General features: G+C 38.9%; 18 protein-coding genes and 1 pseudogene. 6 read left to right on the top strand and 13 right to left on the bottom strand.

The window, feature by feature from the left end; genetic code table 11:
• Positions 1-4: 4 nt before the first annotated feature.
• Complete coding sequence (locus tag DYI00_RS04645; RefSeq protein ID WP_104709332.1) at positions 5-565, bottom strand: pyruvate flavodoxin oxidoreductase subunit gamma; 561 nt, start codon at positions 563-565, stop codon at positions 5-7.
• A 263-nt stretch (positions 566-828) separates the two neighbouring features.
• Here DYI00_RS04645 and DYI00_RS04640 point away from each other — a divergent pair, with 263 nt between their 5' ends.
• Positions 829-1482 carry an outer membrane protein gene (locus tag DYI00_RS04640; RefSeq protein ID WP_011577380.1) on the top strand — a complete coding sequence of 218 codons (654 nt, stop codon included), beginning with the start codon at positions 829-831 and terminating at the stop codon, positions 1480-1482.
• 2 nt (positions 1483-1484) lie between these two features.
• Here the strand turns inward: DYI00_RS04640 and DYI00_RS04635 are convergent, their stop codons facing one another.
• Entirely contained in the window at positions 1485-2795 is a 1311-nt protein-coding gene (locus DYI00_RS04635) for a hypothetical protein (protein WP_011577381.1), read from the bottom strand.
• 178 nt (positions 2796-2973) lie between these two features.
• On the opposite strand from DYI00_RS04635, the gene DYI00_RS04625 reads away from it, so the two are divergent.
• Entirely contained in the window at positions 2974-4230 is a 1257-nt protein-coding gene (locus DYI00_RS04625; RefSeq protein ID WP_104687410.1) for a glycosyltransferase, read from the top strand.
• Positions 4231-4242: 12 nt separating this feature from the next.
• Here the strand turns inward: DYI00_RS04625 and DYI00_RS04620 are convergent, their stop codons facing one another.
• The 4 genes from DYI00_RS04620 to DYI00_RS04605 form a co-directional block, all read right to left on the bottom strand.
• Entirely contained in the window at positions 4243-5295 is a 1053-nt protein-coding gene (locus DYI00_RS04620) for an NAD(P)-dependent alcohol dehydrogenase (RefSeq protein ID WP_011577383.1), read from the bottom strand.
• Between the two features lie 306 nt (positions 5296-5601).
• Positions 5602-6612, bottom strand: a complete 1011-nt coding sequence (locus tag DYI00_RS04615; RefSeq protein WP_011577384.1) for a glucokinase — start codon at positions 6610-6612, stop codon at positions 5602-5604.
• Positions 6599-7282, bottom strand: coding sequence for a 6-phosphogluconolactonase (gene pgl, locus DYI00_RS04610; protein ID WP_011577385.1), 684 nt, complete (start codon positions 7280-7282; stop codon positions 6599-6601). The genes DYI00_RS04615 and pgl overlap by 14 nt, the downstream gene beginning before the upstream one ends.
• Before the next feature lie 10 nt (positions 7283-7292).
• A complete protein-coding gene (locus DYI00_RS04605; RefSeq protein ID WP_011577386.1) occupies positions 7293-8570 on the bottom strand; it encodes a glucose-6-phosphate dehydrogenase in 1278 nt (425 codons plus the stop codon).
• A gap of 62 nt (positions 8571-8632) precedes the next feature.
• Here DYI00_RS04605 and edd point away from each other — a divergent pair, with 62 nt between their 5' ends.
• The 3 genes from edd (at position 8633) to DYI00_RS04590 (ending at position 12082) form a co-directional block, all read left to right on the top strand.
• The gene (edd, locus tag DYI00_RS04600) at positions 8633-10459 is read left to right on the top strand and encodes a phosphogluconate dehydratase (RefSeq protein ID WP_011577387.1); all 1827 of its coding nucleotides are present in this window, start codon (positions 8633-8635) and stop codon (positions 10457-10459) included.
• A gap of 22 nt (positions 10460-10481) precedes the next feature.
• Positions 10482-11114 (top strand): bifunctional 4-hydroxy-2-oxoglutarate aldolase/2-dehydro-3-deoxy-phosphogluconate aldolase, encoded by a 633-nt coding sequence (locus DYI00_RS04595; RefSeq protein ID WP_041600261.1) that lies wholly within the window; start codon positions 10482-10484, stop codon positions 11112-11114.
• 95 nt (positions 11115-11209) lie between these two features.
• Positions 11210-12082 carry an SEL1-like repeat protein gene (locus tag DYI00_RS04590; RefSeq protein WP_041600262.1) on the top strand — a complete coding sequence of 291 codons (873 nt, stop codon included), beginning with the start codon at positions 11210-11212 and terminating at the stop codon, positions 12080-12082.
• Between the two features lie 102 nt (positions 12083-12184).
• On the opposite strand, the gene DYI00_RS04585 is transcribed toward DYI00_RS04590, so the two are convergent.
• Positions 12185-13720, bottom strand: coding sequence for a hypothetical protein (locus DYI00_RS04585; RefSeq protein WP_104709333.1), 1536 nt, complete (start codon positions 13718-13720; stop codon positions 12185-12187).
• An 87-nt stretch (positions 13721-13807) separates the two neighbouring features.
• On the opposite strand from DYI00_RS04585, the pseudogene DYI00_RS04580 reads away from it, so the two are divergent.
• Positions 13808-14941: pseudogene (locus tag DYI00_RS04580) on the top strand (DUF3519 domain-containing protein); the annotation flags it as partial.
• Between the two features lie 93 nt (positions 14942-15034).
• On the opposite strand, the gene ureB reads toward DYI00_RS04580, so the two are convergent.
• The 6 genes from ureB to DYI00_RS04550 form a co-directional block, all read right to left on the bottom strand.
• Positions 15035-16744, bottom strand: a complete 1710-nt coding sequence (ureB, locus tag DYI00_RS04575; protein ID WP_011577392.1) for an urease subunit beta — start codon at positions 16742-16744, stop codon at positions 15035-15037.
• A 10-nt stretch (positions 16745-16754) separates the two neighbouring features.
• On the bottom strand, positions 16755-17438 hold the full coding sequence (gene ureA / locus DYI00_RS04570; RefSeq protein WP_011577393.1) for an urease subunit alpha: 684 nt from the start codon (positions 17436-17438) through the stop codon (positions 16755-16757).
• A gap of 422 nt (positions 17439-17860) precedes the next feature.
• Positions 17861-18358, bottom strand: coding sequence for a chemotaxis protein CheW (gene cheW / locus DYI00_RS04565; protein WP_011577394.1), 498 nt, complete (start codon positions 18356-18358; stop codon positions 17861-17863).
• Positions 18355-20778: a chemotaxis histidine kinase/response regulator CheAY2 gene (gene cheAY2, locus DYI00_RS04560; protein WP_011577395.1), complete on the bottom strand. Its 2424-nt coding sequence runs from the start codon at positions 20776-20778 to the stop codon at positions 18355-18357. The genes cheW and cheAY2 overlap by 4 nt, the downstream gene beginning before the upstream one ends.
• Positions 20779-20833: 55 nt before the next feature.
• Entirely contained in the window at positions 20834-21772 is a 939-nt protein-coding gene (gene cheV3, locus DYI00_RS04555; protein ID WP_011577396.1) for a chemotaxis protein CheV3, read from the bottom strand.
• 3 nt (positions 21773-21775) lie between these two features.
• Complete coding sequence (locus DYI00_RS04550) at positions 21776-22537, bottom strand: UDP-2,3-diacylglucosamine diphosphatase (RefSeq protein ID WP_011577397.1); 762 nt, start codon at positions 22535-22537, stop codon at positions 21776-21778.

Raw genomic sequence — 22537 nt, 5'->3', positions numbered from 1 at the left:
AATGTTATTGAACTTCTTCATAAGCTCTTTGGATAGCGAGCATGTTAGCGTCAATGACTTCTTGCGTGAGTTTTTTGCCTAAAACTTTCTTAAAAGCTTCTTTAAAAGCCCCAATTTCAAGCATGCCAGACACTTTCATCAACGCTCCCAACATAGGCGTGTTAGGGATAGGGCGCTTCAAGGTTTCCATAGAGATTTTTAAGCAATCCACCAAAAACACCTTACGGGTTTTTAATTCGGGTTTTTTTTCAAACAACTCTTCTTTGCTGAGGTAACTAGTGATAATATAGGTAGTGTCTTCTTTTTCGTCAGCGAAGATATTTTCAATGAAAACCAAACCCGGATCAATCACTAGCACATAATCAGGCTGCATGAAGTGCTCATGGTTTAAAATAGGCTCATCATCAACGCGGTTATAAGCCATCATAGCAGCCCCCCTTTTGGCTGAACCATAAGAAGCGAACGCTTGCACTTCTTTACCTGTTTTTGAAATCACATCAGCTAACCCTTTAGCGCCTGTGATAGCACCCTGACCAGCTCGTGCATGCCATCTAATTTGAAGCATGATAGTATGTCTCCTTAATATCGTATAAAAATAAACTGAATATATCCAAATTATACAAGAAAAACCACTAACATGTCTTATAACAGCACCTTTTTAGGAATTTTATAAAAAAATAGGGGGCATATTGCCAAAAATTAAGGTTGTTTTTACGGGTATTTGATAAAAACCGCTCATATTTATTTTAAACTTTGTTATTATTTAGGGTGCGATTTGATCTTAATGTGGGGCGAGTGTGGGGCAAGATAAAACAAAAGGGTTTGGTTATGGATAAAGCAACGATCAAAATATTGATTGGCATGGCGTTATTATCATCGCTTCAAGCCGCAGAGCTTGATGGAGCGAAAAAACCTAAATTAGCGGACAGGAATGCGTTTTATTTAGGGGTTGGGTATCAGCTTAGTGCGATCAACACATTTTTTAGCTCTAAAACGACAAATGAATCGTATTTTATGACAGGCAATGGCTTTGGCGTGGTGCTAGGGGGGAAATTTGTGGCTAAAACAAAAGATATAGAGCATGTGGGTTTGCGCTATGGGTTGTTTTATGATCAGACTTTTTCTTCGCACAAATCCTGTATTTCTACTTATGGTTTGGAATTTAGCGCTCTATGGGATGGTATCAATTCGCCAAAAAGGTTTTTGGGGGTAGAGTTTGGTTTGGGAATTGCAGGGGCGACTTACACACCAGGAAATGCTATGCATGGGGTTATCGCTCAAAATTTAGGCAAAGAAAATTCGCTCTTCCAACTGCTTGTGAATGTGGGCGTTCGTTTGGGATCTTTTCATAATGAAATCGCTTTTGGGTTGAAATTCCCTGTCATTCCTAACAAAAAAACGGAGATTATTGATGGCTTGAGCGCGACCACTTTATGGCACCGCTTGCCGGTCGCTTATGTGAATTATATTTATAATTTTTAAAGTTACTTATTAGGAATTTTAGATTTGACAAAATCAATTAGCTCTTGTGTGTCTATGGATAGGGTTAAAAATTGCTGATAAGTGGTGATCCACTTACCCCCTTTGCCATACAAATGATACCCATCGCCCCCACCTAAAAAGTTAAAAAACGCATCCGCTCGCACGCTCACCCATTTATTTTTATAAACATAATAAAGACCTATCATATCAAAATTAGGGGCTCTATACCATGGCAACCCAGTATAAAGGGATTGGCCATAAGTGGCATAAAAGTGCATTTGGGGTTTGTTGGAAAAATAATACCTGTTAAAAATCCCAAAGCCTTTGTATTGCACTTGGGCGTAAAATTCTCCCCCAAAGCTGTTATAAAATTGAGCGTTTTTACACTCACTAGCATAACGTACGCAATAATGAGTTTGAGACGATTGCGTGCCAAAGGTCATAAAGATATTATCCATATAAGGCATGAGGTTTTTAAAATCCGCTTTAAGATAAGCATGGTAATAAATCCTATCCAAAATGGTAGGGTTAGAGTATTTTCCTATTTCGCCACCTTGTGGATTATCTTTTTGACTGAAATAAGGGTAGCCATTAGGCCATTGTGGGGTTGCATCGCCTGGTTTAAAGTAGGAATTCCCACCATAAGGGTAGTTATCTCCCATGCTATGAGAGCTGGCGTTATGAAAGATCACAAGTTGTCCCCCTAAACCTAAATACCCTTTAAGAAATTGAAATTCTGAAGAAACAAAATACAAAAATTGGCTGAAGTCGTAATTTTTCTTTTTGGGCTGATTATTCCAATTACGCCCCCCATACCAATCAACAACGCTCTCAAACCACCCATTCCACCAACGATTAGGATCATAAGCCGGTTTGAATTGGAACGCCCCTCCCCTAAAAGTAGGATCGATAAACCAAAAAAGTTTTTTAAAAGCGCTCAAAGGGTAATGCCCTATTTGATAGCTTCGTGGCACAATCCCTAAAAAAAATCTCAAATTTTTCCCTATGTATTGATAATACATCGTAACCCCCCACGAATAGGGGAAATAGCTATAATGCGTGTGTAAATTTTGAATGAACCACGCTCCAAGCATTAAGGCTTGTCTTTTGTCTAATTGGACGCCAATTTGAGGTATGAGACGCACTTTCATGTTGGTTAGGCTATTCCAATAAGGGTTATTTGGAGGGGAAAGTAAATTGTAATTAAAGCTCATAAACTTCAAGTCATAGACAAAACTAGCCGCTTTCATTAAAGGTGCTATTAAAAAACTTGAAAACAACAACGCACAAAGAGATTTTTTCAAGAAAATCAAATTAAACACAGCCCCTTTCATCATCTTTTAAAATTGTAGCATTAAAGATAAAATGCAAGGGATATTTTTAGATTGTTTGCCATTAAGATATATAAAATGGATAGACGGAACCATTTCAAGTTTGGTTTTTTTTTTTTTTTTGGATAAAATAGCTTTAAAAAAGGGCGTTTAATTTTCTATGGCTTTAGTTTCAAACCATTCTCTCAAAGAGCAAGATTCTCATATTCCTATCGCTTTTGCATTTGATAAAAATTACCTCATTCCTGCGGGTGCGTGCATTTATTCTTTATTGGAAAGTATCGCTAAAGCTAGTAAAAAAGTGTGTTACACTCTATACGCTTTAGTGGTAGGTCTAAATGAGCAAGATATAGCGAAACTCCACCAAATTGCAGAGCCTTTTAAAGAATTTGCCGCTTTAGAAGTGAGAGATGTTGAGCTTTTTTTAGACACTATTCCTAACCCTTTTGATGAGGATTTTACCAAGCGTTTTTCTAAAATGGTGTTAGTGAAGTATTTTTTGGCGGATTTATTCCCTGAATATTCTAAAATGGTGTGGAGCGATGCGGATGTTATCTTTTGCAGAGAATTTAGCGCTGATTTTTTAAACATTAAAGAAGATGATGAAAATTATTTTCATGGGGTTTTGGAAGTTGAAAAGAACCACATGATGGAAGGGTTTTTGTTTTGTAATTTAGGTTACCAACGCGAGAAAAATTTTGCTTTAAAAATGCATGGGCTTTTAAAGAGGAATAAGGCTAAAGAGGAATTGGATTTTACAAAGTGGTGTTGGCCTAACATGAAAGCTTTAGGGATTGAGTATTGCGTTTTCCCTTGGCATTACACGGTTAAAGATTTTTCTAATGCATACTTAAACGAGAATTATAAAAAAACCATTTTAGAGGCACGAAAGAACCCTATCATTATCCACTATGACGCTTGGTGGGGTGCGGTGAAACCTTGGGATTACCCTTTTGGTTTGAAAGCGGATTTATGGCTAAACGCCTTGGCTAAAACCCCTTTTATGAGCGATTACACCAGACAAATACATCTTAATGAGAGCTTTTACACCACAAAAATGGCTCAACAACATTATTTTTCTTCAACAAAGTCTTCAAAAGACATTCTTTTTAAAACTCCGTATTTGTTTTTCAAGTCGTATTTGTTTGTTGTGTTTAAAGAAAGAAAAATCCATTCAAAAATTTTTGATATAACTTGTGCTTTAGTGAAAAGATTTTTCAATAAGCTTATTCATCTAGTGTTTTTTATGCCTAAATCATTAGCTATAAGGGCGGTTCGTAAGGTTCTTAGAATCCTAAAGAGACTTGTTTTTTTGGTGTTTTTTATACCTAAAAAGGTGGTCAGTAAGATCCTTAAAGTTCTAGGACTTCATGGGATTGTAAAAAAAATCTTAATCAAGCTCTTAAAAAAGAGCTAGAGTTAAAAGTCTTTAGTCAAACGATTTTTTCATATCAATCACATAGCGGAATTTTGCTTTCCCATGGGTTAGGTTATGGTAAGCCGTATCAATATCCTTGCCTAAAATCAAATCTATTTCAGGGTAAATATTGTGTTTAATGGAGAAATCCATCATCTCTTGGGTTTCTTTAATGCCCCCAATCAATGAGCCATAAACCTTGCGATTACCCAAACTGATAAAATCAAAAACATTAAGCGTTGGAGCCACTTCTATAGGGGGGAGTCCCACAAGGGCTAGATCGCCGTTATAAGTTAAGAGCTTGAGATAGTCCTTTAAATCATAGTGGGTGGGAATGGTTGAAATGATAAAATCCAATTCTTCTTTACAATTTTTAGGGTCAGTGTAGAAATGTTTAGCCCCCATGCTTAAAGCGTCTTGTTTTTTGTGTTCGTTTCTTGCAAAAACGCTCACTTCAGCCCCCATGACCACAGCGTATTTAACCGCCATGCTTCCTAGCCCACCAAACCCAGCGACGCCGACTTTTGTGCCTTTAGTAACCTTAGAAAATTTTAAGGGCGAATAAGTGGTGATGCCCGCACAAAGCAAGGGGGCTACTTTTTCTAAAGGAGCGTTTTTATCCACGCTAATCACATAATTTTCATCTACCACAATGTTATTAGAGTATCCGCCCATGTGGGGTTCATTGTCATGGAAATAATCCAAACAATCATAAGTGAATACCGTTTTGTGGTTAGCACAAAATTGCTCTTGGTGTTCTTTACATGGCTTACAAGTTTTGCATGAATTGACAAAACAGCCCACTCCCACCACATCACCCACTTTAAATTTCTTAACTTCCTTACCCACTTCTTTGATGACCCCAGCAATTTCATGCCCAGGAATCATAGGGTAGATGCCTTCTTTCCATTCGCTATAAGCGCTATGAATATCGCTATGACAAATCCCTGCATAATGAATGTCAATCAACACATCTTGAGGGCCTATAGCATGGCGGCTAAAATCATGGGGTTTGAAATGCCCGTCTTTAGAAAAAATAGCAAAACCTTTAGATTGGACTCTCATAAAAACTCCTTATTTCATAAAATACCGTTATTGTATCGTTTTTATGGTTTGCTTGTATTTTTATGGATTTAACTATTTTTACAATTATTGGTTATATGGTATCGTTGTTCAAATAAGACCGCTTTTTAAAGCTATCACTTGACTAGTGTCAAGCTCTTTATTGTTTTAGAATTGTAAAAAACGCTTTTTAGCATTTTTTAGATTTAATGATCAATGCACTATTGAAATAAAACCAAATCAAACACAGAGCTTGCGTTATTGCACTGGTTTTAAAAACGCTTTTTAATCGCTTCCATTTGAACGGCACTATATTTTATCATGCAGTAAATAATTCTCTAACGCAATGCCTACTCCGTCAAGTCCTGGAGTTTTTTTCAACACGACATGCACAGGGATAGAAGCGAGAAACGCTCCCATGCGCCCTTTTGTCTCAAAACGCGCTCTAAAAGGCGAGGTTTTAAAATAGTCAATAAATCGTGGGATAATCCCCCCACACAAATACACCCCACCTCTAGCACCCAAAGTGAGAGCCACATCAGCAGCGAGTGTGCCAAGCATGGAGCAAAAAGTATCCAAAGTCAATCTGCACAAAGGGTAATCCCCATTCAAAGCACGTTCGCTAATGATTTGTGGGGTCAATTCAGCCTTGCTCAATTTAGCCACCTTTTCCATGCTTTTTCGTTTAGATAGGGCTTCATAAATCAACACCAAGCCGCTCCCACTCAAAAACCTTTCTGCACTCACATGATTGAATTTAGAGCGGGCGTATTGCCACACTAAAATTTCCAAATCATCAAAAGGGGCAAAGCTCACATGCCCTCCTTCACCGGGTAAGACTTTCAAAGAACCATCGCTATTTTGAATAAGAGTGCTTACCCCAAGCCCAGTTCCTGGCCCTAAAACCGCTTTAGGGGCGTTAATTTCGCACTTGATTCCGCCTACTTGAGCCAGATCATTTTCTTGCATCGTGCTGATGGCAAAGGCTTGCGCGACAAAATCATTGACGACAAGCAATCTCTCTAATCCCAAACATTGCCGTGTCGTTTCAATAGAAAAAGTCCAGTGGTTGTTTGTCATTTGGACAAAATCCCCCATAATGGGCGTAGCCACAGCAAAAGAGCCATAAATAGGGCATAATTTAAGGCTTTCTTGGTGTTTAGAAAGATAAAAACGCACCGCATCGCTCAAGCTTTCAAAATCTTCGCATCGCAAGACTTCAATGCATTCAATTTGTCGTGAGGCGACTTCCAAACCAAAGCGTGCATTTGTGCCGCCAATATCGGCTAATAGTCTTGGGTAAGTTTCAGTTTTTGGCATAAAAAACCTCCGTGGTAACTTTTTTAGAGTGTAAAATCCGAGCAATTGGTAGAGAATAAGGGGCGTTTTCTTTTAAAGCCTTTTCTAAAACTCCCCTTTTTTCCGCTCCACTAATGCTTAAAAAAAGTTTTTCGCAATTTTCTAAGGCGTTAATAGACATGCTCAGGCGTTCATAAGGAGCGTTAGCTGGCTTAGTTAAGACGATATTTTCTTTTTCTTCGTTTAAAAAAGTGCTCGTTTCAGGAAAAAGGCTAGCCGTATGCCCATCTGTCCCCATGCCTAGAATGGCTAAATGTGGCTGTTTGAAGTGCTGGTTAGCAAAATTTAAAAGCGCGTTTTGATTGCAAGAAATCTCTTTGGGTAAAAGCGGAATGAAAGAAGCTTTTAGGGCGTTATTTTGCAACAAATAATCGTGTAATAACTTGGTATTACTATCCTTATGGCTTGTATCTATAATGCGTTCATCTACTAAACTGACTACACATTCATGCCACTTGAGATCTAAAACGCTCAATTTTTGCAACAAGCTAATGGGCGAACGGCCTCCAGAAAAAGCAATAGAAACTTGATGATGCTTTTTTAAGGTAGCGTTAAAAAATTCTTTAAAATGCTCTATTAAAGCCTTATTACAATCTTCTAAACTTTCAAATTCAAATAATTGATAACCCATGAAATTCCTTTTATTGATAGAGTGGTTTTAAAAATTCTAACTCGTTTAGGTTGTGGCTTTCATAGAAATGTAAGGGCGTGGCGTTATTGATAAAACCCTCTATAAGCGTGTCAATAAACACCCATGACGCTTCTAATTCTAGCTGGTGGGCGAAATTATTGTGGTTATTTTCTATCGCATCATAGAGCAATTTAGCGTAGGGTTGTAAAAATTCTTGCACATTGTGGCTTTCTAAAACAAGGGGGGCTTGATTGTCTTTTAGGGTGAGAGTGATTTTATCTTTTGAGAGAAAAAATTCTAGCGTGTTGATGGCATTAAAATGGATTTTCACACTCGCTTGATTGTGGGGCATTTTTTTAGCGGTTTTAAGGTAGAAAGGCACGCCTTTAAATTTAGGCGTATCTAAAAAGGCTTTAATAGCGACAAGAGTCTCTGTTTGGCTTTCTTTATGGACATTATTTTCATTTCTATAACCTTGATATTGGGCACGAATAACCTGTTTTTTAAAATCTTTAGGGGGTTGTAAGGTTTTTAAAACTTTGATTTTTTCTTGCCTTAAATCTTTTAAATCGTTGGGTAAATCTGTAGCGATAAGGGATAAAATTTGCAAAAGATGGTTTTGAACCATGTCCCTTAAAGCTCCGATTTTATCGTAAAATTCGCCCCTTTCTTCCACCCCCAAGGTCTCATACACGCAGATTTCAACCGAAGCGATTTGCTCCCATAAAGTGTTTAAAATAGGGTTATTTAAGCGTAATTCAAGGATATTTTGAACGCCTTTTTTCCCTAAATAATGATCGATTCTAAAAATTTGCTCTTCTTTAAAAAAAGTGCTAATGCTTTGAAAAATCTCTTTACAAGTCTTTAAATCATGCCCTAAGGGTTTTTCTAAAATCAAGCGGGTGTTGGCGTGATTGAGCGTGTTTTTGGCTAAATTTTGAGCGGTCGTTGCAAAAAAACTAGGGGAGATAGAAAAGTAGAAAATCAAGGGTTTATTTTTTGTAGCGATTTTACTCAATTCTTCAAAGTCTTTAGGGTTATCCAAACGAACGCAAAAATAACTAATATGGGCTAAAAATTTCTCGCCCTTTTCTCTTGAATGCAGTTGTGTCTTCTCGCAAAGAAGCGTTAAAAACCCTTCATTAGATAGTTCTTTACGCCCAGATGCGATAATTTTAGAACTCTCTTTAAAACCATAATGGATATAAATTTCATAGAGCGAAATGAAGAGCTTACGCATGGCTAAATCCCCAGTCGCGCCAAAAAGAACCAGATCAAAATCTAACATCAATAACCCTTTTAGAGTGTTTTTGAGTTATTATATATTAAATCTTAATTGAAGGGGTGTGTATGCCTAAACATTCTTTAGAACAAATCAAAGAAAAAATTACGGAGCGTAGCAAAAAAACCAGAGAGCTTTATTTAGAAAATATCTTTAACCCTAAAAACCAGCCCAAGATTGAGAATTTGGGTTGTGCAAATATCGCGCATGTTACAGCGAGCATGCCAAAGCATTTAAAAATGCCTTTAGGTTCGCATAAAAGAAAGCATTTTGCGATCATCACGGCTTATAATGACATGCTTTCAGCCCACCAGCCTTTTAAAGATTACCCTGACTTGATTAAAAAAGAACTGCAAGAGCATAACGCCTATGCGAGCGTCGCTAGTGGGGTGCCAGCGATGTGTGATGGTATCACGCAAGGTTATGAGGGCATGGAATTGAGCTTGTTTAGTAGAGATGTGATCGCGCTAAGCACCGTCGTAGGGTTAAGCCATAATGTTTTTGATGGGGCGTTTTTTTTAGGCGTGTGCGATAAAATCGTGCCAGGCTTACTCATAGGGGCGTTAAGCTTTGGGAATTTAGCGAGCGTGTTTGTGCCAAGCGGGCCTATGGTGAGTGGGATAGAAAACTTTAAAAAAGCCAAAGCGCGTCAAGATTTTGCAATGGGAAAGATCAACAGAGAAGAGCTTTTAAAAGTAGAAATGCAAAGCTACCATGATGTGGGGACTTGCACTTTTTATGGCACGGCTAATTCCAATCAAATGATGATGGAATTTATGGGATTGCATGCGGCTAATTCTAGTTTTATCAACCCTAACAACCCCTTACGAAAGGTTTTAGTAGAAGAGAGCGCGAAAAGATTAGCGAGCGGGAAAGTCCTGCCTTTAGCCAAACTCATTGATGAAAAAAGTATTCTCAACGCTCTTATAGGTTTAATGGCAACAGGGGGTTCTACTAACCATACTTTACATTTGATCGCTATCGCTAGATCTTGTGGGGTCATTCTCAATTGGGACGATTTTGACGCAATCTCTAATCTCATACCCCTTTTAGCTAAAGTCTATCCTAACGGATCAGCCGATGTGAATGCTTTTGAAGCGTGTGGGGGCTTAGCGTTTGTGATCAAAGAGTTGTTAAAAGAGGGGCTTTTATTTGAAGACACTCATACGATCATGGATACCGAAACGCAAAAAGGCATGCAAAATTACACCAAAACCCCCTTTTTAGAAAACAATCAATTGGTGTATAAAGATGCCATCAATCATAGCTTAAATACCGACATCCTACGATCCGTTAGCGAGCCTTTTGCCACTAATGGGGGGCTTAAAATCTTAAAGGGTAATTTGGGGCGAGCGGTGATTAAAATCTCAGCCATTAAAGATGAACATAGGAAAATTAAGGCTAGAGCGATTGTTTTTAAAACCCAAAGCGAATTTTTAGAGCGCTTTAAAAATAAAGAATTGGAGAGGGATTTTGTGGCTGTTTTACCTTTCCAAGGGCCGAAGTTTAATGGCATGCCAGAATTGCACAAACTCACCACGAATTTAGGGGCTTTGCAGGATATGGGCTACAAGGTCGCGCTTGTTACAGATGGGCGCATGAGTGGGGCGAGCGGGAAAGTACCTAGCGCGATCCATTTAAGTCCTGAGGGGGCGTTGAATGGGGCGATCATTAGGATTAAAGATGGCGATTTAATAGAATTAGACGCTCCTAATAACGCTTTAAATGTGCTTGAAAAGGATTTTGAAAATAGAGAAATCAACCCCTTGTTTTTAGAAATCTTAAAAGATCTAGAAAAGCCAAGTTTTGGGCTAGGTAGGGAATTATTTACGAGCTTAAGATTGAATGTCAATACGGCTGAAGAGGGTGCCATGAGTTTTGGCATAAAAATATAAAGGATATAAAATGCAAAATAAAATACAAGATAAAGTAATAGAGGTTTTACAAATTAGCCCCATTGTCCCTGTGGTGGTGATTGAAGATCTGAAAGACGCTGTGCCTTTAGCGCAAAGCCTAATAGAGGGGGGTATTCCAATCATAGAAGTTACTCTGCGTTCAAACTGCGCTTTGGAAGCCATAGAGCTTATCGCTAAAAATGTGCCAAAAATGCATGTGGGTGCTGGCACAATTTTAAATCTTAATCAATTAGAACAAGCTCAAAATAGGGGGGCTGAATTTTTGATTAGCCCAGGTCTTACGCCTAGCCTTTTAGAATACGCAAAGAAAAAAGACATGCCCCTAATACCTGGGGTTTCTAGCAGTAGTGAAGTCATGCAAGCTTTAGAGTTGGGCTATAACGCCTTAAAATTTTTCCCAGCAGAATATTGCGGAGGCGCTAAACTTTTAAACGCTTTTAATGGCCCTTTTAAGGGGGTGAAATTTTGCCCTACTGGGGGCATTAGCGTGGATAACATGCATGCTTATTTGAAATTAGAAAATGTTTTGTGCGTGGGAGGGAGTTGGCTTACCCATAGAAATTTAGTGCAAAATAAAGAGTGGGATAAAATCATAGAACTTTGCAAACAAGCGTTGGCTAACATTAAAACCTAATTGGCATTTAAAATAATGTTTAAAATAATGGGAGTGTGGTTTTGTATTTGCTTAATAACACTATAATAAGATTTTTAATAAAAAGGAGAATGATGATGTTAGGAAGCGTTAGAAAAACCGCTTTTAGGGTTTTATGTTTGGGTGCGTTGTGTTTAGGGAGCTTGATGGCAGAGCAAGATCCTAAAGAGCTTGTGAGTTTGGGGGCAAAGAGCTACAAGGAACAAGATTTTTCTCAAGCTAAGAAATATTTTGAAAAAGCTTGCGATTTAAAAGAAAATAGTGGGTGTTTTAATTTGGGGGTGCTTTATTATCAAGGGCAGGGCGTGGAAAAGGATTTGAAAAAAGCCGCTTCATTTTATACGAAAGCGTGTGATTTGGATTATAGCAATGGGTGTCATTTGCTAGGCAATTTGTATTATGGTGGGCAGGGCGTGTCTCAAAATACCAAAAAAGCCTTGCAATACTACTCTAAAGCGTGCGAATTGAAATACGCTGAAGGGTGTGCAAGTTTAGGGGGGATTTATCATGATGGTAAAGTGGTCACTAGGGATTTTACAAAATCTGTGGAATATTTCACGAAAGCGTGCGATTTAAACGATGGTGATGGTTGCACGATATTGGGGAGTTTGTATGATAACGGCAGGGGCACGCCTAAAGATTTGAAAAAAGCGCTCGCTTCGTATGATAAAGCGTGCGATTTAAAAGACAGCCCAGGGTGTTTTAACGCAGGGAATATGTATCATCATGGCGAAGGTGTAGCGAAAAATTTTAAAGAGGCTATCGCTCGTTATTCTAAAGCATGCGAGTTGAAAAATGGCGGAGGGTGTTTCAATCTAGGGGCTATGCAATACAATGGCGAAGGCATAGCAAGGAATGAAAAGCAAGCCATAGAAAACTTTAAAAAAGGTTGCAAATTAGGCGCTAAAGGGGCATGCGATATTCTCAAGCAACTCAAAATCAAAGTTTAGTTTTAATAAAGCTTGATTAAACGGCTTTCGTTTAATTGGCTTTAATCTTTCTTGTTACTCTATTTTAAAATGCACACTCCATGACTATTTCCTAAAAATAGGTTAAAAAAGCCCCTTAAGTCCTTTTTCAAGCTTTTCTTTGAGCTTATTATCTTTGAGCAAATGGTCTAAACCTTTTTTAAGAGTGTCGTTTTTTAGGATTTCTTTTAAACCTTGTTGCAGGTTTTGTTGGATGGCTTTTTCATTTAAAATGAGGGAAAATTTAGGTTGGTGCATGTTGCCTTGAAGTTTCATTTTAAAAATAAATTTAGAAATTTCTGCATCCATGAGCATGTCCATTTGCTTGGTGTCTAAATCCAATAAACCATTATTGATTTTTAATTGGGTTAAAGGGCTTTTTAAGTTCAAATTAGAGAGCAGGCGTTGTTGGTTGATTTGGCTTGTCAAACTGACATTGTTATAGATTTCTTTAGTAATATCAAATTTAGAAATGGCGTAGAGGAAATCGCTGAATGAATTTTTGAGGAATTTTGCATTTTTAAGGTGGGCTTTCAATACGCCTTGCTTGGTGCTAAGGTCATAATCCAAGTTAGCGTCTGCATTGGATTGGAAAAACTTAGGATAATAGAGTAAATCTAAGGCTTTTAAAGTGGAAATATTGGAAAAACGAGCCTTTAGATCTTTATTTAAAAGCGTGAAATCCAGCACGCCATCTAATAAATTTGAATGGCCACTGACTTTTAAAAGTTTAGGGCTTTGCTCTATATCGCCCTTTAAAGTCAAAGACCCTTTTAAGGGGTGGTTGGTAATGTTTTGGAGTTTGGCTAGATTGGGGATTTCCAAAGTGTAGGGGGCGTTGAGTTTTAAAGTGGGAAAAGAATATTCGCTTTTTAGGGCTTTGAAATGAGCTAAAGGGCTAGTAAGGGTGGTATCGCTGATGGCTTGTTGCCCTTTAAAATCGCTTGAGTGCGAGAGGTTGAAAACAAGCGTGTCTTTAAGGTTTAAATGAAAAATTTGATTGATTAGGGCGTTATTGATTAAAGCGTTGTTGGCTGTTAGCGTCAAATGCCCTTCTAAAGGCTTTAGAGAGTTGAAATCCGCTTGTAAGGACACTTTTGCGTTCGCATAAGCGGGGCGATTGAATAAATAAAGCAAATCTTTTAAATCAGCGTCTTGCGTATTCAAATTTAAGCGAGAGAGTTTGAAATCATTTAAAAGGGCGTTGTAGGAAGTGTTAGATTGAGCAGCATTAGAGACGCCTTGAATCACAAGGGCTTTTCTATACCCCTTAATGCTCCCAGAAGTAGCGATAGCCCCCCTTAAAGGGTAGTGCATCAAATCTTTAAAAGAGCGTAAATCCTTAATATCTATATGGTAATTCAAATCCACGCTTTGCTTTAGGAGTGAGAAATTCCCCTTAAGAATGAGCGTGGAATTGTCGTTTGCTTGGGCTTTAAAGTCTAAAGAGTTGAGTCTTAATGTGAAAGTTTTAACGCTCAAGTAGCGCTCGTTCGGGTTGATTTTTTTCTCTATGTATGAAGCGATGATTTTATTCCCCCATTCTGTAAAAAGAATAAGATAGGGCACTAAAAAAATGATTAAAAAAAGCGCGAGTAGGATAGAAAGAAGTTTTTTCATGTTTGTTTGTCCTTGAAGTGAATTGAATAGAATATATTAGCTTGTTTTGTAAGGGTTTCTAATATTTTTTGCTACATTCTAAGACTTGATTACCCTGAGTTTGCTTTAAGGCCTAAAGAAGCGTTAGAGAAACTCTTGCAAGAAAAGAACGGGCAAGTTGCAGGTGCAGCGTATAGGGACGATTTAGGGGGGATTGATTTCGTGTGGGGGACAGCTAAGACTAAAGACAGCAACGGATATGGTTTAGCTCATATATCAGAAAAGAGAGAAAAACAATACAAAAGGTTAGGATTGACACCAGAACAAGCCAAAGAAAGGACTAATGAATTATTAAAACAAATACCAGAAGTGATAGAGAAAGGTATTAAAGATGATGATTATATTGGGCATGCGACCATAAGATATAATGATATTGAAGTGGGTTTAAGTAGTCAAAAAGGAAATACGCCTTTAAAAAATCATCATATGATTACAAGTTTTGAAAGAGATGAAAAGGTTTTAAGGGAGTCAGAGACCATTGCGACACTCTCTAACGATTACAGAGATGGCATCAACTATAGCATCTCAAGCCTTGAACCCCATCCTAGCGCAAACGCGCTTAAAACGCAAGAGTCTTTATTAAAAAAACCAGAAAACCCTAACGAATTGACACCAGAAACTCCAAATTTATCCCCCCACAAACAAGCTAACGCCGAAAAGCTTGCGAAGTTAGAACGAGAAGCACAAGAAAGCGAACAGGAATTTTTAAAAGCCAAAGAACAAGAAGCTAAAAGGAAAGAAGCCTTAAAACGCAAATTAGAACACGAGCGCGGCAACGCCGGTAACCTTGAAAGCCAGACTAAGATAGAAGTGGGAGAGGATATCCCCACACAGATTTTAGCGAGCATCCCTAAGAGTCGGGTGCGCTTGAACGAAAGAGAGATTTACGACTTAGACTACGCGATCGTGAATGCAAAAGATCTAAAGCCCAGTTTCACTACAGGAGGCACGCAAAAGCGCACCGCCATGAACGAAGAACAGATCCAAAGCATCGCGCGGAATTTTGACCCTAAAAAGATATTCGGGAGCGGAGGGTTTGAAGACTTGCCCATCATCTTGCATGACGGGCAGGTGATCGCGCCCAACCACTGGGTAGAAGGCATGCTCAACTTCACGCCTAAAAGCCGATACGCTTACGATAAAGCGATCAAAGAATACTACCGCGTCCACCTGAAGCCTGACTATATATTCCATACCGATCTTATTTGACAAAAATAAAAGATGCAGAGTTTTTAAACTCCCTTAAGGAAAATATCCCTTAAGGAAGCGTTTTTTCTAAAAGAAAGTGTATCGTTGCGCTAAAGGCAATTCGCTCGCTGGCTTGGAAGTGCAAAGTTTGCCCTCCAAAAAGACTTCAAAGCTTTTAGGGTCAACGGTGAGTTTTCCTGTGGTGTTGTTGAACTTAAAGTCTTTTTTAGTGATATTGCGCACATTTTTGATGGGCAATACCTTTCTTTCCAATCCAAGCTTTTCTTTAATGCCCTTTTCATAAGCGAGCTTATTGACAAAAGTGATGCTCGTGTCAAATTTAGCCTTTCCATGATGACCAAACATTTCTCTGTAATAAACAGGTTGAGGGGTTGGCACAGATGCGTTGCTATCGCCCATTTCAGAGAATACGACCAAACCGCCTTTAATGATGATTTTAGGTTTCACCCCAAAAAAGGCCGGATTCCACACGACTAAATCAGCGATCTTTCCTGCTTCCACAGAGCCAATGTATTCGCTCACGCCATGCGTAATAGCAGGGTTAATGGTGTATTTAGAAATGTAGCGTTTGATGCGGAAATTGTCATTCCCATTTTGAGCGTCTTCTTTTAAAGGACCAAACTCTTTCTTGTTTTTATCAGCGGTTTGCCAAGTTCTTGGAACGACTTCGCCTGCTCTTCCCATCGCTTGAGAGTCAGAGCTTGTCATAGCAATCATGCCATTGTCATGCAAAACATCTTCAGCTGCAATACTGCCTGGGCGGATACGGCTTTGTGAAAATTGTAAATCCTCTCGGATCTTTTTGTCCAAATGGTGGCAGGTCATTAGCATATCTAAGTGTTCTGCAACCGTATTTATGGTATAAGGAATAGTTGGGGTGGTGGAACTGGGTAGGATGTTTTCTTCACCGGCCATAGTGATAACATCTGGGCTATGTCCTCCGCCTGCCCCTTCAATGTGGTATGCATGGATGGCACGCCCATTCATCGCATTGAGCGTGTTTTCCACATACCCAGCTTCATTCACGGTGTCTGTGTGGATGCACACTTGCACATCGTATTCATCAGCGACGCTTAAGCATGTGTTAATTGCGCTAGGAGTCGTGCCCCAATCCTCATGCAATTTAAAGCCTATAACCCCAGCTTCAATTTGTTCCACCAATTGGGTTTTGCTTGAAGAATTCCCTTTCCCTAAAAAGCCCACATTCATGGCGTATTCTTCAGCGGCTCTTAACATTCTGTGGATATTCCATTCCCCTGGAGTGATGGTGGTCGCATTCGTGCCATCTACCGGACCAGTTCCGCCACCAAACATAGTGGTTACGCCATTAGCTAGAGCTGTGGGGAATTGTTGAGGGCTTAAAAAATGCGTGTGGCTATCAATCCCACCAGCGGTAACTATCATGCCTTCTCCTGCTAAAGCTTCTGTGCCCACGCCTACGACTAAATTAGGGCTAACACCATCTTGCATGTCCTTATTGCCTGCTTTCCCAATGCCTGCAATCTTGCCGTTTTTAATCCCAATATCAGCCTTATAAATGCCGGTATAGTCAATAATAAGAGCGTTGGTGATCACTAAATCCAAAGTGTTTTCATCATGGCTGTTGCTTTGCCCCATGCCTTCTCTAATGGTCTTGCCTGCACCAAATTTCAACTCTTCGCCATAGATGGTATAATCATGCTCTACTTCTGCCCAAAGCTCTGTATCGCCCAATCTTACTTTATCCCCTTTAGTGGGTCCGTAAGTATTGACATAATCAAGTTTTTTCATTTTCATAACAAACTCCTTATTTTAAAAATCCATGTTTTTTAGCGTTTTCTATCGCAAAAGGTTTGTGGCGTTCATTGGCGATATTGTTTGTAAGCCCATTCATGCCTATCACTTTTTTAGAGCCTCCAATATCAATCAAAGTCACTTCTTTAGTTTCGCCCGCACCAATCCTTAAAGTGTTACCGCTAGGAATATCCAATCGTTTGCCATAAGCTTTTTCTCTGTCAAATTCTAAAGCTCTGTTCGCTTCAAAGAAATGGAAATGGCTACCTACATGCAACGATCTTGTGCCGTTGTTTTTCACTTTAAGCTTAATAGCGTTAGCTTGCTTGTGGGCGTTGATTTCAATGTCTTCATCGCTACCAAATTTGATTTCCCCTGCTTTATGGTTATCAGGCTCTACAGGCCAATTCACTGTGACAAGTTTAGTGCCATCAGGGAAACAAGCTTCTACGCCTAAATCAGGAATCATATTCCCCACGCCTTCCATGACCTCATCTTTTTTCAAAAAGTGCATGCACTCTTGCATCAAATCAGCCACCGTTTTTTTACCACGCCTTGCTTCATCCATGATGTGTGCACTAACATAGGCAATGGCTTCTGGGTGGTTGAGTTTCAAGCCTTCAGCTTTACGCTTTCTGGCAACTTCTCCTGCATAATACAACAAGAATTTTTCTTGCTCTTTGGGAGTTAATCTCATCTTTTCTCCTTGTGAATAAAATTTAAAGGCGAGGCAATCATAACACATTTTGTTATTAACTTTTTTAAGAAAGTAATACTTTTAAACAGAACAATAAGGGAAAAAAGGGAGTTATTGCCATCCAATAATCCTAAAGAAACCCCTAAAATAGGAGACTAATCGTTTTTAAATCAAAATTTTTGCAAAGTAAACAAGAAAATGCAAAAAAATGCAAAAAGTATGAAATTTTTTAAAAAAAGCAACACTAAATGGTAAGAAAAAAGAAAAAGAAACGATTGAGTGCAATCTTTTTTGATAATTTTTATTGGTCCTATCCCATCAAAACGCTTTAACTAATTTGCATGGGATTGTCAATTTTGATGAACGCTAGGATAATAGAGCAAGTGTTTAAAAGCCCATGATAGGGGCTTAAGCTAGAAGTTTTAAAAGTCTTTTTTTAGGATTTCTTCCACTCTTAAAATGGTTACCAATCGGTCGTTTTGCTTCCCAATACCATAAGTTAGATTGTTGTTATCGCTCAAAGTCTCTGGCACAGGGTCAATATCCGTTTGTTTGATGCGAATGGCTTCAGTCAAGCGATCAATGAAAAACCCAGCGATCTGGTCGTTATGGCGCACCACCAAGTAACGAGTGTCTTTATTTTGTTTTTCCGCTTTCAAGCCAAATTTCAAGCGCAAGTTAATCAAAGGGAAGACATTACCCCTTAAATTGAACACGCCAAGCACATAGTTTGGCGTTTCAGGAACTCGTGTGTAGCCGATGGGTTTGACAATCTCTAAAATATTCAAAATAGGAATGGCATACTCTTCATCGCCGATAATAAAGCCAATGAATTGCAAGACTTCTTCATTATCTTCTTGCTTGGGGTTGGTGTTGGCTTCTTTTTGTTTTTCAAATAAATCTTTCAATGGATCGCTCATGATTGGCCTCCTTCTAATTTAATGCTGCGCTTCACTACGCTCGCTAAATACTCACCGCTATAAGGTTTAGTGATGTATTCAGTCATGCCCGATTCAACGCCACGCATCCTGTCGGTTTTAGTCACCCGACTAGTGACCGCAATCAAAGGCAAGTTTTTGAATTTATTGTATTTGCGCACTTCAGAAGCGAAAGTGTAGCCATCCATTTTGGGCATCTCAATATCCACTAAAATAGCGTCCGGAATCTTATCGCCACTTTTAAGCATTTCTAATCCCTCTAACCCATTGGTGGCCTCTAAAAGCGTGATACCTAATGGTTTTAAACATTTGCGGATAATCGCTCTGTCCGTGCTGCTGTCATCAATCGCTAAGACGACATAGTCGCTAGGAGAATTTTTGTTTTTCGTGTTTTCTGATTCATTCATCAAATTAGTGATATTGACTTTGATGCTTTTTGCCATATCCATCATCGCCCCTACATCTACAATGAGAGTGATTTTCCCATCACCTCTCACCGTAGCACCGGCAATACCTTTGGTGTTTTTAAGATAATAGCCTAAAGATTTGATGACCACTTCTTCTTGACCGATCAAATAATCCACGATCACGCCAATTTTTTGATCAGCCAAGCCAATGATGACCACATACACATCAGCACTGGATTCAAAAATAGCATCCACTTTAAAAATATCAGAAAGGCGCACCAAAGAAAGCACCTCATTTCTTAAGCGCAACACACTCTTGCCATCAACGGTGTAAATTTCATCCTGAATGATGCGCACGGTTTCTAAAACTGAAGAAAGTGGGATAGCGTAATATTCTTCTTGAACGCCCACGAGTAAAGCTTGAATGATAGCTAGAGTGAGAGGGATTTTAAGCTTTTGAGTCGTGCCTACCCCCACTTCTGAATCAATTTCAATGATCCCATTAAGCTTTTCAATATTGGTTTTCACCACATCCATGCCCACGCCTCTGCCTGAAACATTAGAAACGGCTTTTGCGGTAGAAAAGCCTGGCTTGAAAATAAGGTTAAACGCTTCCCTATCGCTCATGCTTTCAGCATCTCTTTCGCTAATCACCCCTTTTTCAACCGCTTTTTCTTTAAGCATTGCAGGATCTAACCCCTTACCATCATCAGAGATTTTAATCACAATGTGGTTACCCTCATTATACGCGCTCAATTGCACTTTACCGGTTTCAGGTTTGTTAAGCCTTTTTCTTTCTTCCAAAGGCTCGATCCCATGATCGCATGAGTTGCGGATAATATGAATGAGCGGATCGCCAATTTCTTCCACAATAGATTTGTCCAATTCGGTTTCTTCGCCTTCAATGATTAATTCAATGCTCTTGCCTAACTCTCGGCTCAAATCCCTTACCATGCGAGGGAATTTGTTAAACACCTTACCCACCGGTTGCATTCGTGTTTTCATCACTGCAAGCTGCAAGTCTGTCGTTACTGCTGAAATAGAAGAAACCACCTGGTTTAATTCCTCTAAAAATTTCTCCCCATCATACCGCTCTTCCACATCGCTATAAATCCTAATCAAGCGGTTTTTACCTAAAACAAGCTCACCAATTAGATTCATCAAATGATCTAATCGGCGCACATCCACCCTAACGGTTTGCTCCACGCCAATAGAGGGGGCTTTATTTTCTTCTCTATCTGTTTTAACCTTGGCTTTAGTTTCTGTTTTAGGGGCTTTGGGAGTTTCTGTTTTTTGGGGTTCTTTTGCTGGTGTAACTTCTTGTTTGGGGTTAGCTTGTTTTTTTTGGGCTCTTCGTTCTTTATCGGCCTCTTGGCGTTTGTTAAGCAACCGTTCAATTTCGGCTTCCACTTCTTCAGCGCTCATGTTAGCGTAATCCAAATCCGGCTCATCCGCTAATGGGTTATCGCTTGTGGGGTTTTGTGTGGTAGGGGTTTTATTTTCTTTGGTTTCTTGTTGAGCTTCTTTTTTAATTTCTTCTTTATTTTCTTGTTGGGGGGCTTCTTTAGTTCCTAAAGTTTCCTGAGCGCTCTCTGCATTTTGGCTTGTAATGGCTTGAAGTTGTTTGACCACTTCTTCAATCTCATTTTCCTTGCCGTTATTGTTATCAGAGCCGGTATCTCTAATCGTTACGAGCAAAGTTTTCATCAAATCAATGGAGCGCAACACGACATCCATAATATCAGGCGTGATCTTGATCTCGCCTTTTCTGGCACGATTTAAGACATCTTCCATGTTGTGCGTGAGGTGCGTGAGAATGTTAAGATTCAAAAACGAGCTAGAGCCTTTAATGGTGTGGGCGACTCTAAAAATGCGATTGAGTAATTCCAAATCTTCAGGATTATGCTCTAATTCCACTAAATCCTGATCCAACTGCTCATTCATTTCAAAGGCTTCAATCAAGAAGTCTTCCATTATTTCTTGCAAATCATCCATTTAAAACCCCTTTTAGCGTTTGAGATAAGAGTATTCTACAATTTTATAAAAAGAATTACGCATTCTTGTCTAAAATCTTAGAAATTTCTTCGGTGAATTTTTCTGCGTCAAACTTGACTAAATACGCCACAGCCCCCATTTCTTTAGCCCTTTCAGCGCTATAATTATCGCAAATAGAAGAATTAAAAATCACTGGGATATAAGCAAACCTTGGGTCTTTTTGGAGCTTGAATAAGAAATGATAGCCATCCATTTTAGGCATTTCAACATCTGAAATAATGAATTTTAAATGATTTCTTAAATCGTCCCCATATTTTTTGAATAACATCTCTAATTTATTCAACCCATCTTCCCCATCCACGGCTTCAGTGATATTAAAACCCAATTTGCTCAAATGGTTTTTTAAGGTTTTTCTCGCCGTTTTGCTATCATCTAAAAACAACACTTCACCTTCAAAACGCTCTTTAGGGGTAAAATTCTCTGTTTTGTTAGCGTTTTCATTAAGCTTTAAATCGTCTAAAATGCTTTCTAAATCCAAAATGAGCAAGGTTTTATCGTTTTCAATGCGCGTGGTACCGGTGATATTTTCTTTATGGATACTATTGGATGCACTAAAGGTTGCAGGCTCTACATCTTTCCAACTAATGCGTCTGATACGCCTAGCTGAATGGACTAAAAAACCCAATTTAACATTATTAAACTCCGCAATAATGACAATTTTTTCATTTTCCTTGCTTTTATCTGGAACAATCCCTATCCATTTAGCCAAGTCAATAAGCGGAATGATCGTGGAGCGTAAGTCAAACACGCCGATAATATAATCCAAATTCGTGGGGTATTCAAAAAGGGTGGGCATGGGGATGATTTCTTGGACTTTGGCTACATTGATGCCATAAATCCCCTCATAAGGGACACCCTCTTGCATGCCATAAATACGAAAATCCACGAGCTCTATTTCGCTTAATTTTAAAGCGTTAGCCATTTTTTCTGCCATGATTTAGGCGTCCTTATTGTGAGATGATTCTAAAATGCTTGATGATACCTTAAAAAGGCTTTGTTTGTAATAAAAAGAGGGCAGTGGGCAATAAATAGGTGCACTCAAGGGGGTTTTTATATCGCTTTTGAGATGAAAATGCCCCTCTATAATCCCATCAATTCCGTTAATTCCTTTAAGATCTTTGATATAGTTTTGATAGGCTTTTAAGCGCTGATTAATAAAGGCTTGCAATGGTTGTGGCTCTAATTCCCAAAGGCGGATGGGTTTTTTATAGATGAGTTTTTTCAAAAAGGGGTATAAGGTTTTAAAACTCATTAAATTTAAAAAAGTTAGAAAAAATCTCGCCCAAGTGGAAGTGAGTTGCGTGATGTAAAATTCATACGCTTTAGTGATGAACAAATCCCCATGGGCTAGTAAAAAGCGTTTGTTGTGGTATTGGAATAATGCGGGCTGGTTGTGGCGCTCAAAAATAACCACTTTAGGGCTGAGAACAAAACGCATGGAAAAATCATGGTTGCCTTCAAAATAAAAAACTTGCACGATTTCGCTTAAAGCGTTAATCAAATCAATGATTGTTTGTTGCTCTTCATCTAGGGGTAAATAGCCCACAAGGACATGGAAAATATCGCCCATAAAAAAGACTTGTGGGGGTTTAATGCATAAAAGTTCTTTAAGCGTATTGATTAAATAAGGGCTTTTAGGTAAAAAATGTGCATCAGAGATAAAAACAGCCCCACTTTCAAGCGTAAAAATTTCTAGCAC

Source organism: Helicobacter acinonychis, assembly GCF_900461455.1.
Taxonomy (GTDB): Bacteria; Campylobacterota; Campylobacteria; order Campylobacterales; family Helicobacteraceae; genus Helicobacter; species Helicobacter acinonychis.
This window is presented reverse-complemented; position numbering and strand designations above follow the sequence as displayed.

Coding starts and splice junctions, on each gene's coding strand:
- DYI00_RS04585 (WP_104709333.1), bottom strand. CDS start 13,720: ATGAAAAAACTTCTTTCTATCCTACTCGCGCTTTTTTTAATCATTTTT.
- DYI00_RS04645 (WP_104709332.1), bottom strand. CDS start 565: ATGCTTCAAATTAGATGGCATGCACGAGCTGGTCAGGGTGCTATCACA.
- DYI00_RS04605 (WP_011577386.1), bottom strand. CDS start 8,570: ATGTTAGATTTTGATCTGGTTCTTTTTGGCGCGACTGGGGATTTAGCC.
- ureB (WP_011577392.1), bottom strand. CDS start 16,744: ATGAAAATGAAAAAACTTGATTATGTCAATACTTACGGACCCACTAAA.
- DYI00_RS04640 (WP_011577380.1), top strand. CDS start 829: ATGGATAAAGCAACGATCAAAATATTGATTGGCATGGCGTTATTATCA.
- DYI00_RS04590 (WP_041600262.1), top strand. CDS start 11,210: ATGTTAGGAAGCGTTAGAAAAACCGCTTTTAGGGTTTTATGTTTGGGT.
- cheAY2 (WP_011577395.1), bottom strand. CDS start 20,778: ATGGATGATTTGCAAGAAATAATGGAAGACTTCTTGATTGAAGCCTTT.
- edd (WP_011577387.1), top strand. CDS start 8,633: ATGCCTAAACATTCTTTAGAACAAATCAAAGAAAAAATTACGGAGCGT.
- DYI00_RS04620 (WP_011577383.1), bottom strand. CDS start 5,295: ATGAGAGTCCAATCTAAAGGTTTTGCTATTTTTTCTAAAGACGGGCAT.
- DYI00_RS04615 (WP_011577384.1), bottom strand. CDS start 6,612: ATGCCAAAAACTGAAACTTACCCAAGACTATTAGCCGATATTGGCGGC.
- cheV3 (WP_011577396.1), bottom strand. CDS start 21,772: ATGGCAGAAAAAATGGCTAACGCTTTAAAATTAAGCGAAATAGAGCTC.
- pgl (WP_011577385.1), bottom strand. CDS start 7,282: ATGGGTTATCAATTATTTGAATTTGAAAGTTTAGAAGATTGTAATAAG.
- cheW (WP_011577394.1), bottom strand. CDS start 18,358: ATGAGCGATCCATTGAAAGATTTATTTGAAAAACAAAAAGAAGCCAAC.
- ureA (WP_011577393.1), bottom strand. CDS start 17,438: ATGAGATTAACTCCCAAAGAGCAAGAAAAATTCTTGTTGTATTATGCA.
- DYI00_RS04625 (WP_104687410.1), top strand. CDS start 2,974: ATGGCTTTAGTTTCAAACCATTCTCTCAAAGAGCAAGATTCTCATATT.